Genomic DNA, 13,919 nt, shown 5'->3' with positions numbered 1-13,919 from the left:
TTAAGGACAGCCAGTGTTGCAGAAGTTCCGTTATATTTTTAATGCGATTGCTTATGGTTTGGCAGCTGCGTTGGTTGTCATCGCTATAAACCCACAACTGCGTTCAAATCTTGGTATTACCCAGTTTACTGACAAAGTCATTAATCAGGAGGCCATGTCATTTGCCAACGCAGTTAAATTGGCAGCGCCTGCAGTTGTTAATATCTATTCTATTGTTGTTAATCACAGTAACTTTAATCAAACGCAGGCAATTAACGATCTTGGTTCAGGTGTCATTATGGCGTCGAATGGGCACATTCTCACCAACTACCATGTTGTTGATAGCGCCGAGATTATCTACATCGATTTACAGGATGGACGACGTTTTAGTGCCGAAGTTATTGGTTTGGACGAAGTCACCGACCTGGCATTATTAAAAATTGACGCCACCAACTTACCTACTATCCCACAAGATCCAGACCTAGAAGCGCAGGTAGGCGATATTGTTCTAGCCATCGGTAACCCATTAAATTATGGCCAAACTATTACTCAGGGCATTATCAGTGCCTCTGGCAAACGCGGCCTAACGCCAGGCCCAAGCCATGGCGATTTGATTCAGATGGATGCAGCTATAAATGTAGGTAATTCAGGCGGTGCCTTAGTAAATTCGAAGGGAATGTTGGTCGGCATCAATACTGCGTCTGCACAATCAGACCGGACTGGTATTCAAGGGATATTTTTTGCTATTCCTTACAAACAAGCAAAAAATATTATGGATAAACTGCTCGCCGATGGTGAAGTTAAGCGGGGTTATTTAGGACTCAGCGGTACGGCAATAAACCAAATGGGGGCACCGGTAAGAAGCAGTGTTGAGTCTATCGCTGGTATCCAGATCACAAGTGTTGATCCCCTCGGTCCGGCGTGGGCTTCAGGTTTAAAAGCAAATGACGTACTGTTGTCGGTTAACGGCAAACAACTTATCAGTTTAAGTGAACTATTGTCATTTGTTGAAAACGTCGAGCCCGGTAGCATCATAACTTTTAAACTGTTCCGAAATGGCAATTTATTAAATAAGGACGTTGAAGTCGGAAGACTTGAAACCAGTCGATAACGGATTACCCTTCGACCAACTGCAAAACTGCATGCAATGACTAAATTTGTATTTGCCATTTAAAATACTACGCTTAACACAAGCAGTAGATTTTAAATTCGGAGTGGTTATGCAGTATCCATGGTTAAGAAAAGCCAATAAGACATTTATTTATGTCATAATCTCACAGTTAGTTTTTGGCCTAGTTATTGGGCTCTTTAATGATAGCTTTACACAGGCACTCATTATCGGCGGGATAATAGCCGCATTCCCATTATTGCTGTTAACCCAAAAACCTTATGAATCAATCACGCGTCATTGTGTCGCAATTGCAATTCAATTAGCAACCGCCCTGCATATCCATTTAGCGCAGGGTTTAACCGAAATTCATTTTGAGATATTTTCGTTGCTTGCCATTTTGATATTTTATCGAGATTGGAAAGTTATCCTCACGAGTGTTTTGGTCGTTGCAGTCCACCATGTCCTATTCTTTATTTTGCAACTACAGAACATGCCTGTTTATGTATTTGAAGCCGGTCATCTTGCAGTTTACATATTAGTCATTCATGCATTATTTGCCGTGATTGAAGGTTGTATCCTAATGTATATTGCAAAAGACAGCCACGACGAAGGGGTGGCCGCTTATGCTGTTCAAAATTCGATTCATCAGATTTTGGCTCATTCTGGGAAATTTGACCTGACGGTGCCAATTCCTAACCAGTTGCCTGCATTAAACGAATATAATCGACTGATCATGTCCTTTAAATCTTTAATTGAACAAACGAAAAACACTGCAAATACAGCGTTAACCGCAACTCAACAAGCGGTAGATACCTCTACAGAAATGATGGCCTACTCAGAGCAAGGCACAGGTCAAGTTGAATCGATAGCTCGTTCTGTGGAAAATATGGCGATGGCAAATTCTGACATTTCAAATCGCGCCAAGGATGTAAGTGATAGTGCAAAATCAGCTCAGGGCTCAACTTTAGAGATCCAAGAAACCATAACGCACTCTCACCAAACCATTAGGCAATTGAAAGAGATCATTTCATCTACCGCTGGCACAATTGAAAACTTATCATCAAAATGCAACCGAATCACCGAAGTTATGACATCAATAACCGCGATATCTGATCAAACAAACCTGCTCGCGTTAAATGCCGCCATTGAATCAGCCAGAGCGGGTGAGCATGGACGCGGCTTTGCCGTAGTGGCCGATGAAGTGCGTCAACTGGCTACAAAAACTCGTGAAAATGCTCAGGGGATTAGTGAAATAGTACAAACCTTGATAGAGGATGCCAGCCTATCGGTAACGCAAATGGGCAACTGTATTTCCCAAGTTGACCAAGCTGTGGAACAGTCTGAGCGAATGTCAGATACTGCAAATAAAGTCGTTTCTAGTATCAAATTAGTTGCAGATAACATTACGTCAGTAGCTGACGCAACGGTTCATCAATCCGACGTATCCGATGCGATTTCTAGCGCAACACAAGAGATGCAAAATCTATCTTCCATTTTAGATCAAAACATTTCTTTGACGCAGCAAGAGATGCAGAATTTGCAGTTGCATATTGGTGAACTCAACGACGAATTACAAAAATTCGAAGTGTAACAATGAAGTCGACAAGGTGGTATTGGGCCGTCGCAATGGCGATTTGGGCAAGTGTCGTCATTATCTTGCTCTACCTGACAACCATTAAAACGTTAACAGAGTTTGATCCTAAGCAACAGTTGGTAACGCAGGCTGCATCGAGTTCATTTGATCAAGATTTCAAAGCGAGAATACAGCAATATGCACCTCAGCTAAATAATACCGTAGTGCATTTTAGCCAATCACAGTGCAACTGTAATAAGGCGGCAGAGGAGCACATAAATAGTGTTAAGTTGCTTGCCCAGGAACACTTGATGTCTAATGTCGTTATCAACGAAGATTCAAAAGACATGCTAGCTTTAATCCCATCCACACCTGCAGTTGCTGTTTTTGATCAGGACGGTGAGTTACAGTATTTAGGGCCCTATTCTGCTGGATACAGCTGTACTATTGGAAATGGAATCGTGGAGTCATTTATTTCTAATATGGGGAAATCAGTTGCAGTAGGCGCTGCGGTTATTTCGCAAACAAAAGGCTGCTACTGTGCAGTAACAGCCTTAGAATCTTAAAACTAAGGTTCGTCGACACGTTCAATCAGAGCGCCCAACGCGATCAGTTTCTTTTCAATTTTTTCGTAACCACGGTCGATATGAAACACTTCGTCAAGTTGTGTTGTACCTTTCGCTACAAGGCCTGCAATGACAAGACTAGCTGATGCTCTCAAGTCAGTAGACACAACCTGTGCACCCGTTAGCTTATCACTACCAGTACAAATAGCAGTGTTGCCTTCAAGTTGGATCTCAGCGCCCATTCTGCGTAGTTCAGGGACGTGCATGAAACGATTTTCAAAAATCGTTTCAGTAATCGTCCCTACCCCTTTTGCAACTACATTTAAAATTGTAAATTGGGCCTGCATATCCGTTGGGAAACCAGGATGCGCTAGTGTTTTGATATTCACTGACTTAAGTTGACGATTGCGCATATCAAGCCGAATAGAATCATCATCCCATTCAACAATCGCGTTTGCGTCACGCAACTTCTCGATAACAGGTTCAATCAAACGGTAATCTGTATTTCGACAAACAATGTCGCCACCTGTTACCGCAGCCGCCACTAAAAACGTGCCAGTTTCGATACGGTCAGGTAACACAGTGTGTTCACAACCCACTAATGTATCAACACCTTCAATTTCGATGTTATTACTACCAGCACCAGTGATCTTGGCACCCATTTTATTTAAACATACGGCAAGGTCGACAATTTCAGGCTCACGCGCAGCGTTTTCAAGAATTGTGGTACCTTCGGCTAAAACAGCGGCCATCATCAAGTTTTCAGTTGCACCAACACTTATCGTGCTCATGTAAATCCGATTACCCTTGAGGCGACCATCAACTTTCGCCTTAACCATACCAGCTTCAACTGTAATTTCAGCACCGAGCTTCTTTAACCCTTCGATATGCAAATCAACAGGTCTCGCCCCAATTGCACAACCGCCTGGTAACGATACTTCAGCATGGCCAAATCGCGCTAGAAGTGGGCCTAATACCAAGATTGAAGCACGCATCATATTGACGAGATCATATGGGGCATTTGTTGAATAAATCGGACCAGCATCAATGGTGACAGTATTACCCACTTGCTTTGTTTTGGTCCCGAGCTGTTCTAACAATTGGCGGGTGATAACAATGTCCCGCAAATCGGGAACGTTATGAAACACACACGGATGTTCATTCAAAATAGAACTGATTAATATAGGCAGTGCGGCGTTTTTAGCACCGGAAATGGTCACTTCGCCACTAAGGGCTGGACCACCGGTAATTAGCAATTTTTCCATAGGAACAACTTGTAGTTAGGAAAGGAGTTGAAGTTTTTTGTCTTTTTCCCACGCCGCAGGGGTGTAGGTTTTAATGCTAACTGCATGCATGCTGCCGTCAGAAATATTTGCCAACAAAGGTTTATAAACTAATTGTTGTTGCTTCACTCGAGACAAACCGTCAAAACAGGCGCCTACAGCAGTGATATGAAAATGTGAACCGTCTGATTTAACAATAACTTCACTTAAATCAAGTTGTTCATTTAAAAGGGTTTTGATTTGGTTTAAATCCATAATACGCTCAAAATTGGAACTGAATTTTTAATTGCGATGTAATGGCAGTAACTCTAACACGTTGCTTATATTCGCTAAAGCAATTAATTGTTCAGAACCGCCGCAAATCGTAACAAGCTTGTGTAATTTTTGATAATGATCGACAACCTTTAACAGGTACGCGACACCTGCGGTGTCTATGTTAATCACTTTTTCAAGGTCTATTTCAACCCGATCATCGAACGCTAAAAACTCGTAAAGTGCATCATCAGATAAATTAAATCGATCTAATTCACCGTCAATTATTAACTTATTCTTATCGCGTTTAACATTAACTGACATGGGTTAACCTAGGTCTTTTGTGACGATTGGCTTAGCGGCTTTTTCTAATAAAAACTGAGTAACAGACTCTATGCCTTGTTGGCGGATTAGCCCCTGCAACTCCTGCGTTTTACTATTTAACACGCTGATGCCCTGTGCAACCATGTCGTATGCGGCCCATTCACCTTGCTTGTTTTTACGCAATACAAATGAAATTGGAATATCTGGACGACCTTCATCTAACACACGAACTTTAACTTGCACGCGTTTACCAGTAACCGGTGTAGAAGGTTCAAATATAACTTGCTGGTCTTTATATAAAGTCAAAATACCAGCGTAAGTCGCGATTAAATAAGAACGAAAAGCTTCATAAAACTCTTCCCTTTGTTCTTTAGTGGTCTGGCGATAATAAGGACCCAAAACTTTTGCCGCTGCAAATTTGTGATTAATCGTTGGAGCTAATTGCTCTGCAACAACACCACGTAGAACTTCTGGGTCTAGCTGAATTTGTTCTTGTTCACGTGCAATACGTCTAAATAAACGGTCTGCAACAACGCGCACTAATCCAAATGGATCAGATTTATCTACGTTTGATAAATCAGTAATGTTTTCAGTTTTTACCGGTGCTGAATAAACTGGGGCTGCAAGCCCTACGACCAATAAAAGCGATAAAGAAAAATGTTTAATCATGATTACCCTGGCTAAATAAAAATTGCCCAATTAACTCTTCAAGTACTAAGGCTGACTTCGTATCTTCAATAAAGCCACCCTCACCTAATATTTCAACGGTTTCGTCGATAAACCCAGGTTCCAATCCTAAATACTGTTCACCGAGTAAACCAGAGGTCAGAATGGACAACGAACTTGTGTCTGGGAAGTTGTTGTATCGTGAATCAATTGCAAGTTTTGCGATTGGTGCATAATCAACAGGATCAAGTGTGATTTCTTCAACTCGACCAATAACAACACCACCAACTTTAACCGCGCTACGCACTTTCAAACCGCCAATATTGTCAAATTTTGCATAAAGATTATATGTCTGACCCGACCCTGTAACCCCTGCGCTGGCCACATTTAAAGCCAAGAAAATCAAAGCTGCAATACCCAACGCGACAAAAAAACCAACCATTATTTCAAACTTTCGAGATGTCATTTAAATTACCAACTTTTAATTTCCAAACATAAGGGCTGTAAGAACAAAGTCCAACCCCAATACTGCCAACGACGCTTGCACAACAGTTTGTGTTGTCGCCTGGCTAATTCCTTCCGACGTCGGAACTGCATCATAACCTCTAAATAATGCAATCCAAGTCACTACAAACGCAAAAACAATACTTTTAATAACACCGTTTAAGATGTCATCTGTGAAATCAACGCTAGCTTGCATAATGGACCAGAAGCTCCCCTGATCAACACCAAGCCACTCGACACCAACTATGTGGCCACCAAGAATACCTACCGACGAAAACATGATTGCCAACAAAGGCATACTAATCACACCAGCCCAAAATCGTGGAGCGACTATTCGGCGAAGTGGATCAACCGCCATCATTTCTAACGACGTTAACTGCTCGGTTGCTTTCATCAAGCCAATTTCAGCTGTTAATGCCGAACCTGCACGGCCAGCAAACAGCAATGCGGTAACAACCGGCCCTAATTCTCTTAATAGTGCCAATGACACCATAGGACCTAAGCTATCCTCAGCGCCGTAATCAATTAACACAGTATAGCCTTGCAAGGCGAGTACCATACCGATAAATAAACCTGACACTAAAATAAGCACAAGTGACTGAACGCCAACCACATGTATTTGCTTAATTAGCAGTGGAAACGCTTTTTTGAAATTTGGTTTACCACCAAATAAAGCACCAAATAAAAGATACGTCGCCCGACCAATCGCCGCGAAACTACTTAACGTACCCTTACCTAAATTTTGCAACCAATCCATCTTAATCCTGCATTAAATCTTGCTTGATAGGCTGAGCGTTGTAATGAAATGGCACCGGACCATCTGACTCACCCCTTAAAAATTGCTGGACCAAAGGTGACTCACTCGCCAATAGTTGCTCTTTAGTTCCATGCCCAATAACTCTTTTATCGGCAACGATATAAATATAATCAGCAATACTCATCACTTCTGTTACATCATGAGATACCACAATGCTTGATAAGTTCAATGACTGGTTTAAATCTCTTATTAAACGAACCAATACGCCCATAGATATTGGGTCTTGTCCTACAAATGGTTCGTCGTACATTATCAATTCTGGATCCAGAGCAATTGAACGTGCCAAGGCAGCTCGTCTTGCCATACCTCCGGATAACTCATTTGGCATCAAGCTGTGAGCACCACGCAAACCAACGGCCTCAAGTTTCATTAAAACCATAGTTCGGATGATGTCTTCCGGTAACTTAGTGTGTTCTCGAATTGGAAACGCCACATTATCAAAGACCGTCATTTCGGTGAATAACGCTCCACTTTGAAATAACATGCTCATTGTCTCACGAACTTTATATAATTCCGAACGACTTAAAGAAGGGATATTGTGACCATTAACAAGAATTTCACCCGAATCAGGATATAATTGACCGCCAATCAAACGCAGCAAGGTTGTTTTGCCTATACCACTCGGTCCCATTATTGCGGTCACTTTACCTTTAGGAAAGATCATAGACATGTTGTCGTAGATCAATCTGTCGCCTCTAGAAAACGTCACGTTTTTTAGTTCAACATGTGGTGATTTCAACCAATCTGAGGGTTGTTCACTGTTTTCTAATTGAGAGGTCAATCGCAACTCCGATTCTGACATTAATAGTGGCTCCATATGATGTACATTGTATGAGTTAAATAGCGATTATGCTACGTCTAAAACGTTAAAAAATGTAACGTAGCTATATTGACGAAAAATCACGCAAAAAGTTTCCTAAATGCGTTAAATCAACGATAATTCTTTGCTTTATAATTCTACAACCGCCACAATATCAGGCAACTATGTTTATCGATATGACTTAATTTATGTTATCTGCCTCAATAATTTTAATTCTTTCCTTTGCGGTGCTCGTGTGGAGCGCCGACAAATTTGTATATGGAGCTTCTGGATTAGCCAGAAATCTGGGCGTTTCTCCAATGATCATCGGCTTAACTATAGTTGCAATGGGCTCATCTGCACCTGAAATAATGGTATCAGCCAATGCGGCATTAAATGGTGCGACGGATACCTCCGTCGGTAATGCACTTGGTTCTAACATTACAAACATACTTTTAGTGCTTGGCATTACAACGATGGTTCGCCCACTGACAGTATCTTCTACCACCTTATATCGTGAAATGCCGATTCTATTAGGATTTACATTGCTCGCCTGGTATATCTTATCTGATAATGTTTTAAGCTTTAACGAAGGAATCGGCCTGTTGGTTGGCTTTTTTATGTTTATTGGCTTTCTCATTTTTTTGGCTAACCACACTAAGAACCCTAACGACCCTTTACTTGCCGATAACGACGACGAAATCCCGTCAGATTTACCAACCTTATATGCCGTGTTGTGGGTCATCGCTGGGTTAATCATGTTGCCACTTAGCTCTCACTTTTTAGTCAACTCTGCAGTGATCATCGCTCAATTCTTTGGCATTAGCGACCTTGTTATTGGATTAACAATTATCGCGATTGGAACCAGTTTGCCAGAGCTTGCGGCAAGTGTAGCCGGCGTATTAAAAGGCGAAGATGACATGGCAATTGGTAATGTCATCGGCTCAAACATATTTAATATACTAGCCGTGTTATCGGTTGGCGCCCTTATTCATCCGAGTGAAATAGACCCGAACGCCGCATCCCGTGATATTTTTGTCATGATCGGAGCAACAGTCGCTCTACTGTTTATGGCAATGAACTTTAAAGGCACTCGCAGAATTAATCGCGTTGAAGGCGGTTTACTGTTAGTAGGGTTCGTTGCATACCAAATTGTCTTATTTAGTTAGTTTAAGTCGTTATTATGAATTCGTTAATACAATCAGGTTTACAAGTTGTTGCGATTGAAAAGGCCGCTATTGAGCAACTTTCCGATTCCATAGACATCAATTTTGCAAATGCATGCGAACTAATGTTGGCGTGTAAAGGGCGAATTATTGTTACTGGAATGGGCAAGTCAGGTCATATAGCCAACAAAATAGCGGCGACATTAGCTAGCACAGGGACACCAGCTTTTTATGTTCACCCCGGTGAAGCAAGTCATGGCGACTTAGGTATGTTTACCGACGCCGATATAGTGTTAGCGTTATCAAACAGTGGTGAAACAGCCGAAGTCATTTCGTTATTACCGGTGTTAAAACGCATTGGCTGTGCAATTGTCTCTATGACTGGAAAACCAAGCTCAACACTAGCCGTTAATTCCGATGTGCACCTTTATGCAGGCGTTAAACAAGAAGCCTGCCCACTCGGACTTGCACCAACAGCATCGACAACAGCGAGTTTAGTTCTTGGCGATGCATTGGCCGTGTCAATGTTAGAAGAACGTGGGTTTACCGCGGAAGACTTTGCCCTTAGTCACCCCGGCGGAGCACTTGGCCGTAAGTTATTACTCACTAATAAAGATGTAATGCATACTGAAAAACGGATCCCGTTGGTCACTGACCAAGCGACATTAAAACAAGCGATCATCGAAATGTCAGCCAAAGGACTTGGTATGACGGGGATCACCAATGACCAGGGACAATTAGCGGGTATTTTTACCGACGGAGACTTGCGTCGTTGTCTAGATCAAGACAAGCTCGACATGTCCGCCGGTATAGTTAACTATATGACTCGTAACTCAATTTGCAGCGCCGCAAATATCCTTGCCGCTGAAACTTTGCATATTATGGAAGAAAAAAAGATAAACAGTCTTTTTATAATCGATGATAATAACTTCCCAGTGGGCGCGATAAATATGCACGACTTATTAAAAGCAGGGGTACTTTAAATGCGCAGATATGAAACTTGGTATCAGGCAATACCAAATGATGTTGTCGCTCGCGCGCAGCAAATCAAATTATTAATATGCGATATCGACGGCGTTTTTTCAGACGGAACCGTAATTCTAGCCAACAGTGGTGAAGAATTAAAAGGCTTTAATACCAAAGATGGTTATGGCATTCGTTCTTTAATAGATGCAGGTGTTGAAGTCGCCGTAATCACGGGACGCAAATCAACAATTGTGCAAACTCGCATGAGCAGTTTAGGTGTAAAACATATTTACCAAGGTATGGACCAAAAACTAGAAGGTTACGAGCAACTAAAATCAGACTTAAACTTAACCGACGAACAAATCGCATACATTGGTGATGATTTTCCAGATGCTCCGGTAATGTTAAAAGTTGGCCTTGCAACCGCTACAGGCGACGCGCACCCATATATCAAAAGCATTGCTCATTTAGTAACGACATTAAATGGTGGACGAGGTTCTGTAAGAGAATTAACCGACCTACTGATCATGGCGAACTATGGTGAAGAGTACATTACCGAGAATATCACCGGAGCAAGTCTATAATGTTAGCCCGTGGCGTTGTTGTTATATTGTTTTTGGGGATCGTTGCCGTTTTATGGCAGCCCAATTTCGCGCCACAATCGCAAATGCCTTTTGACTTTGAAGAAGAACTGATCCCGGAATTTACCGCTAAATTGCTGCATCAAGAGTTGTTTGACTCTAATGGTGAACTGCAGCAAGAAGTGTTTTCACAAAAAATGGAGCACTTCTCAGAGTTGTCCCTTACTCATTTTATTTCACCTGAATTTATAATTTATCAAGATAAAAAACCATTTTGGCGACTCTCCGCACAAATTGGCGACATGCAAGAAGGTATATTAACCTTAGATAAAAATGTCATCATGGTACAACTTGGCGAAAAGTCGTTGATCCAAACCATAACAACAAATTTTTTAGAAATTAACTTAGACTCTAACTTGGTAACAACAGACAATCCGATTACGATTACGGGTGATAAATTGACAATTGTTGGGCAAGGTTTGGTTGCAAATTTAACTGAAGGCACGGTGACACTAACTCATCATGTGGAAACGCTGATTAAAGGTAACAAGTAATGACATTCAAGCGACACGCGTATATCGCCACAATATTGGTTGCTCTATTTAGTATGGCCGTTTCGGCAAACAGCGAAGATTTGAAAATAAAATCGGACAATCAAGATCTTAATTACAACAACAATACGATGTATTTTAAAGGTAATGTTGTTGTTTCTCAGGGGCCTATATCAATTAAAGCGGATGAGCTATTTGTCGACACCCAGGACGGCACCGGTGAAAAATTAATTGCCAAAGGCAGTCCGGCTTTATTTACTCAAATCGACGAAGAAAACGGTAACTTAACCGCAAAAGCAAACGAGATTGAATACTTTGTTACAACTCAAACCCTTAAATTAAGTGGCGACGCAAAGTTTAAACAAGGTGGCTCTGAAGTACAAAGTGGCTCGATCGAATTTGACCTTGCTAAAAAGCGCGTAAAAGCGGATGGCGATGCCTCAACGGGTGGTCGAGTTACCACTACGATAAAAACAAAAAAGAAAAACGGCTAACGACGGAATTAATAACTCGATGACTAAATTAATCGCAACACATCTCGCCAAGTCGTATAACAAAAGGCAAGTTGTAAAAGACGTCAGTATTTCAGTTAATGCCGGTGAAGTCGTCGGACTACTTGGGCCAAATGGTGCCGGTAAAACGACAACTTTTTATATGATAGTTGGATTGGTTCCTAACGACAAAGGTAGCATTACGCTTAATGATATTGACTTAAGTCACGAACCAATGCATGTTCGTGCTCGTCATGGAATAGGTTATTTACCACAGGAATCATCGATATTTAGAAAACTTACTGTTTCCCAAAATATCATGGCCGTGTTACAAATGAGAAAGGACATCAATGCCAACCAAAAAGCCGATTTGTTAGATGATCTTATTGGTGAATTTCATATAGAACACATTCGCGATAGTTTAGGTATGGCATTGTCAGGTGGTGAGCGTAGGCGAGTAGAAATTGCAAGAGCGCTGGCTGCGGATCCTAAAATCATATTACTTGACGAACCATTTGCTGGGGTCGACCCTATATCAGTAATTGATATTAAAAAGATTATCCAACAACTCGTCGCAAAAGGGATCGGTGTTTTAATTACCGACCATAATGTACGTGAAACGCTTGATGTATGTGAAAAAGCCTATATCGTGAGTCATGGTGAATTAATCGCAGAAGGTACACCAGAAGAAGTCCTTGCTAGCGAAATCGTGAAAAAAGTTTACTTAGGTGACCAGTTCACTTTGTAATTTAGTGTATAACCATTAATTAGTATAATCTGATTGGAATTAGATGAGACCTTCACTTCAATTAAAAATGGGTCAGCAATTAACAATGACCCCACAATTGCAACAAGCCATAAGGTTGTTGCAGTTATCCTCATTAGAACTCCACCAAGAAATTCAAGAAGCCTTGGATAGCAATCCTCTATTGGACGCAGAAGACGAAAGTTTAAATCACGAAAAAAGCGAGCAATCGATAGAAGATGTATTGGGTGAAACGGAAGGTCAAAACAAAACGACCGACGACGATACCGACTGGGCGCAGGAAGAAATAAATACCACTGAAGCACTTCAAACCGAAACCATCAGTGAAGAGATGTCTACGGATACAACATGGGATGACTACATGAGCGCCGCCCCTGCGAGCTCTGGCCCAGCATATGAAGGCGAAGACACAGTCTATCAAGGTGAAACCACTGACAATATTCAAGACCACCTCCGCTGGCAGTTAAACCTTTCTACGTTTACCGAACAAGATCTTGCAATCGCGACCGCCATTATTGACGGCGTCGACGAAAAAGGCTTTTTACGCCTCACCGCTGAGGACATCGTAGAAGCCATTGACATCGAAGATGTGGAAATAGAAGAAGTTGAAGCGGTACTTAAACGTATTCAACTATTCGACCCCGTAGGCGTCGCCTGCAGAGGGTTACAAGAATGCTTGTCGGTGCAATTGAAACAATTTTCAAATGACACGCCATGGAAATTTGAAGCCATAGACGTTATCGACAATTATATCGATTTACTGGCCAATCGTGATTACCGGACTTTACTTAGAAAAACCAAGTTAAAAGAACCCGATCTGAAAGATATTCTAGAACTCATCCAACAACTTAATCCAAATCCTGCAAGTGTCGTTATCAAAGATGAAATCGACTACGTCATTCCCGATGTAACGGTCGTTAAGAAAAAAGGTCGTTGGTTAGTAGAGCTAAATCCAAATTCCATGCCTAAACTAAAAATAAACGAACAATATGCATCGTTGTCAAAAACCTCAAAAAATACCAGTGACACGCAATTTGTACGTTCCCATTTACAAGAAGCTAAATGGTTTATCAAAAGTTTAGAAAGTCGTAACGATACACTGTTAAAAGTATCAAACTGTATCGTACAGCAACAGCAGGGATTTTTTGAATACGGCCCAGAAGCCATGAAACCAATGGTTTTGAACGATGTCGCAGAAATGGTCGACATGCATGAATCAACAATTTCTCGTGTGACGACTCAAAAATATATGCACACACCTAGAGGAATTTTTGAACTTAAGTACTTCTTTTCGAGTCATGTAAGTACAGAGAACGGTGGTGAATGTTCTTCCACTGCGATTAGAGCTTTAATCAGAAAGTTAGTTGCGGCGGAAAATCAGGCTAAACCTCTCAGTGATAGTAAAATTGCAGAGATCCTGGCTGACCAAGGTATTCAGGTTGCCAGACGGACTATTGCAAAATACCGGGAATCATTGAATATTCCCCCTTCAAACCAACGAAAACGACTGGTGTAAACACCTCT

General features: G+C 41.5%; 17 protein-coding genes. 10 read left to right on the top strand and 7 right to left on the bottom strand.

What is annotated here, in order from left to right:
* The first annotated feature begins 13 nt into the window (after positions 1 to 13).
* From KO525_RS17855 to KO525_RS17845, 3 genes are all read left to right on the top strand, one after another.
* The gene (locus KO525_RS17855; RefSeq protein WP_368668253.1) at positions 14 to 1,090 is read left to right on the top strand and encodes a trypsin-like peptidase domain-containing protein; all 1,077 of its coding nucleotides are present in this window, start codon (positions 14 to 16) and stop codon (positions 1,088 to 1,090) included.
* Positions 1,091 to 1,199: 109 nt separating this feature from the next.
* The gene (locus KO525_RS17850; protein ID WP_215965201.1) at positions 1,200 to 2,681 is read left to right on the top strand and encodes a methyl-accepting chemotaxis protein; all 1,482 of its coding nucleotides are present in this window, start codon (positions 1,200 to 1,202) and stop codon (positions 2,679 to 2,681) included.
* 2 nt (positions 2,682 to 2,683) lie between these two features.
* On the top strand, positions 2,684 to 3,229 hold the full coding sequence (locus KO525_RS17845) for a DUF6436 domain-containing protein (protein WP_215965200.1): 546 nt from the start codon (positions 2,684 to 2,686) through the stop codon (positions 3,227 to 3,229).
* Between the two features lie 2 nt (positions 3,230 to 3,231).
* Here KO525_RS17845 and murA read toward each other — a convergent pair whose 3' ends face one another.
* From murA to KO525_RS17810, 7 genes are read right to left on the bottom strand one after another with little or no spacing between them, the layout of a single operon-like run.
* A complete protein-coding gene (murA, locus tag KO525_RS17840; RefSeq protein ID WP_215965199.1) occupies positions 3,232 to 4,494 on the bottom strand; it encodes a UDP-N-acetylglucosamine 1-carboxyvinyltransferase in 1,263 nt (420 codons plus the stop codon).
* Positions 4,495 to 4,509: 15 nt separating this feature from the next.
* A complete protein-coding gene (locus KO525_RS17835; RefSeq protein ID WP_215965198.1) occupies positions 4,510 to 4,767 on the bottom strand; it encodes a BolA family protein in 258 nt (85 codons plus the stop codon).
* 27 nt (positions 4,768 to 4,794) lie between these two features.
* Positions 4,795 to 5,088 (bottom strand): lipid asymmetry maintenance protein MlaB, encoded by a 294-nt coding sequence (locus tag KO525_RS17830; protein WP_215965197.1) that lies wholly within the window; start codon positions 5,086 to 5,088, stop codon positions 4,795 to 4,797.
* Between the two features lie 3 nt (positions 5,089 to 5,091).
* The gene (locus tag KO525_RS17825; RefSeq protein ID WP_215965196.1) at positions 5,092 to 5,757 is read right to left on the bottom strand and encodes a phospholipid-binding protein MlaC; all 666 of its coding nucleotides are present in this window, start codon (positions 5,755 to 5,757) and stop codon (positions 5,092 to 5,094) included.
* Positions 5,750 to 6,220: an outer membrane lipid asymmetry maintenance protein MlaD gene (gene mlaD / locus KO525_RS17820; RefSeq protein WP_215965195.1), complete on the bottom strand. Its 471-nt coding sequence runs from the start codon at positions 6,218 to 6,220 to the stop codon at positions 5,750 to 5,752. Before mlaD ends, KO525_RS17825 begins: the two co-directional genes overlap by 8 nt.
* 15 nt (positions 6,221 to 6,235) lie before the next feature.
* Entirely contained in the window at positions 6,236 to 7,015 is a 780-nt protein-coding gene (mlaE, locus tag KO525_RS17815) for a lipid asymmetry maintenance ABC transporter permease subunit MlaE (RefSeq protein WP_215965194.1), read from the bottom strand.
* A 1-nt stretch (position 7,016) separates the two neighbouring features.
* Positions 7,017 to 7,814: an ATP-binding cassette domain-containing protein gene (locus tag KO525_RS17810; protein WP_371744438.1), complete on the bottom strand. Its 798-nt coding sequence runs from the start codon at positions 7,812 to 7,814 to the stop codon at positions 7,017 to 7,019.
* Positions 7,815 to 8,083: 269 nt separating this feature from the next.
* On the opposite strand from KO525_RS17810, the gene KO525_RS17805 reads away from it, so the two are divergent.
* The 7 genes from KO525_RS17805 to KO525_RS17775 are packed head-to-tail and all read left to right on the top strand — an operon-like array spanning position 8,084 to position 13,911.
* Positions 8,084 to 9,043: a calcium/sodium antiporter gene (locus tag KO525_RS17805; RefSeq protein ID WP_215965192.1), complete on the top strand. Its 960-nt coding sequence runs from the start codon at positions 8,084 to 8,086 to the stop codon at positions 9,041 to 9,043.
* Positions 9,044 to 9,057: 14 nt separating this feature from the next.
* Entirely contained in the window at positions 9,058 to 10,023 is a 966-nt protein-coding gene (locus KO525_RS17800) for a KpsF/GutQ family sugar-phosphate isomerase (RefSeq protein ID WP_215965191.1), read from the top strand.
* On the top strand, positions 10,024 to 10,590 hold the full coding sequence (gene kdsC / locus KO525_RS17795) for a 3-deoxy-manno-octulosonate-8-phosphatase KdsC (RefSeq protein WP_215965190.1): 567 nt from the start codon (positions 10,024 to 10,026) through the stop codon (positions 10,588 to 10,590).
* Positions 10,590 to 11,141 (top strand): LPS export ABC transporter periplasmic protein LptC, encoded by a 552-nt coding sequence (lptC, locus tag KO525_RS17790; RefSeq protein WP_215965189.1) that lies wholly within the window; start codon positions 10,590 to 10,592, stop codon positions 11,139 to 11,141. Before kdsC ends, lptC begins: the two co-directional genes overlap by 1 nt.
* A complete protein-coding gene (gene lptA, locus KO525_RS17785; RefSeq protein ID WP_215965188.1) occupies positions 11,141 to 11,632 on the top strand; it encodes a lipopolysaccharide transport periplasmic protein LptA in 492 nt (163 codons plus the stop codon). The genes lptC and lptA overlap by 1 nt, the downstream gene beginning before the upstream one ends.
* Before the next feature lie 19 nt (positions 11,633 to 11,651).
* The gene (lptB, locus tag KO525_RS17780; protein WP_215965187.1) at positions 11,652 to 12,377 is read left to right on the top strand and encodes an LPS export ABC transporter ATP-binding protein; all 726 of its coding nucleotides are present in this window, start codon (positions 11,652 to 11,654) and stop codon (positions 12,375 to 12,377) included.
* A gap of 43 nt (positions 12,378 to 12,420) precedes the next feature.
* Positions 12,421 to 13,911: an RNA polymerase factor sigma-54 gene (locus tag KO525_RS17775; RefSeq protein ID WP_215965186.1), complete on the top strand. Its 1,491-nt coding sequence runs from the start codon at positions 12,421 to 12,423 to the stop codon at positions 13,909 to 13,911.
* Positions 13,912 to 13,919 lie beyond the last annotated feature (8 nt).

Source organism: Psychrosphaera sp. B3R10, assembly GCF_018861025.1.
GTDB lineage: Bacteria > Pseudomonadota > Gammaproteobacteria > Enterobacterales > Alteromonadaceae > Psychrosphaera > Psychrosphaera algicola.
Note: the sequence above shows the minus strand (reverse complement) of the source record. Positions and strands in the feature narration are given on the sequence as shown.

Coding starts and splice junctions, on each gene's coding strand:
- mlaD (WP_215965195.1), bottom strand. CDS start 6,220: ATGACATCTCGAAAGTTTGAAATAATGGTTGGTTTTTTTGTCGCGTTG.
- KO525_RS17835 (WP_215965198.1), bottom strand. CDS start 4,767: ATGGATTTAAACCAAATCAAAACCCTTTTAAATGAACAACTTGATTTA.
- KO525_RS17805 (WP_215965192.1), top strand. CDS start 8,084: ATGTTATCTGCCTCAATAATTTTAATTCTTTCCTTTGCGGTGCTCGTG.
- lptB (WP_215965187.1), top strand. CDS start 11,652: ATGACTAAATTAATCGCAACACATCTCGCCAAGTCGTATAACAAAAGG.
- KO525_RS17850 (WP_215965201.1), top strand. CDS start 1,200: ATGCAGTATCCATGGTTAAGAAAAGCCAATAAGACATTTATTTATGTC.
- lptA (WP_215965188.1), top strand. CDS start 11,141: ATGACATTCAAGCGACACGCGTATATCGCCACAATATTGGTTGCTCTA.
- KO525_RS17800 (WP_215965191.1), top strand. CDS start 9,058: ATGAATTCGTTAATACAATCAGGTTTACAAGTTGTTGCGATTGAAAAG.
- murA (WP_215965199.1), bottom strand. CDS start 4,494: ATGGAAAAATTGCTAATTACCGGTGGTCCAGCCCTTAGTGGCGAAGTG.
- kdsC (WP_215965190.1), top strand. CDS start 10,024: ATGCGCAGATATGAAACTTGGTATCAGGCAATACCAAATGATGTTGTC.
- KO525_RS17825 (WP_215965196.1), bottom strand. CDS start 5,757: ATGATTAAACATTTTTCTTTATCGCTTTTATTGGTCGTAGGGCTTGCA.
- KO525_RS17845 (WP_215965200.1), top strand. CDS start 2,684: ATGAAGTCGACAAGGTGGTATTGGGCCGTCGCAATGGCGATTTGGGCA.
- lptC (WP_215965189.1), top strand. CDS start 10,590: ATGTTAGCCCGTGGCGTTGTTGTTATATTGTTTTTGGGGATCGTTGCC.
- mlaE (WP_215965194.1), bottom strand. CDS start 7,015: ATGGATTGGTTGCAAAATTTAGGTAAGGGTACGTTAAGTAGTTTCGCG.
- KO525_RS17830 (WP_215965197.1), bottom strand. CDS start 5,088: ATGTCAGTTAATGTTAAACGCGATAAGAATAAGTTAATAATTGACGGT.
- KO525_RS17775 (WP_215965186.1), top strand. CDS start 12,421: ATGAGACCTTCACTTCAATTAAAAATGGGTCAGCAATTAACAATGACC.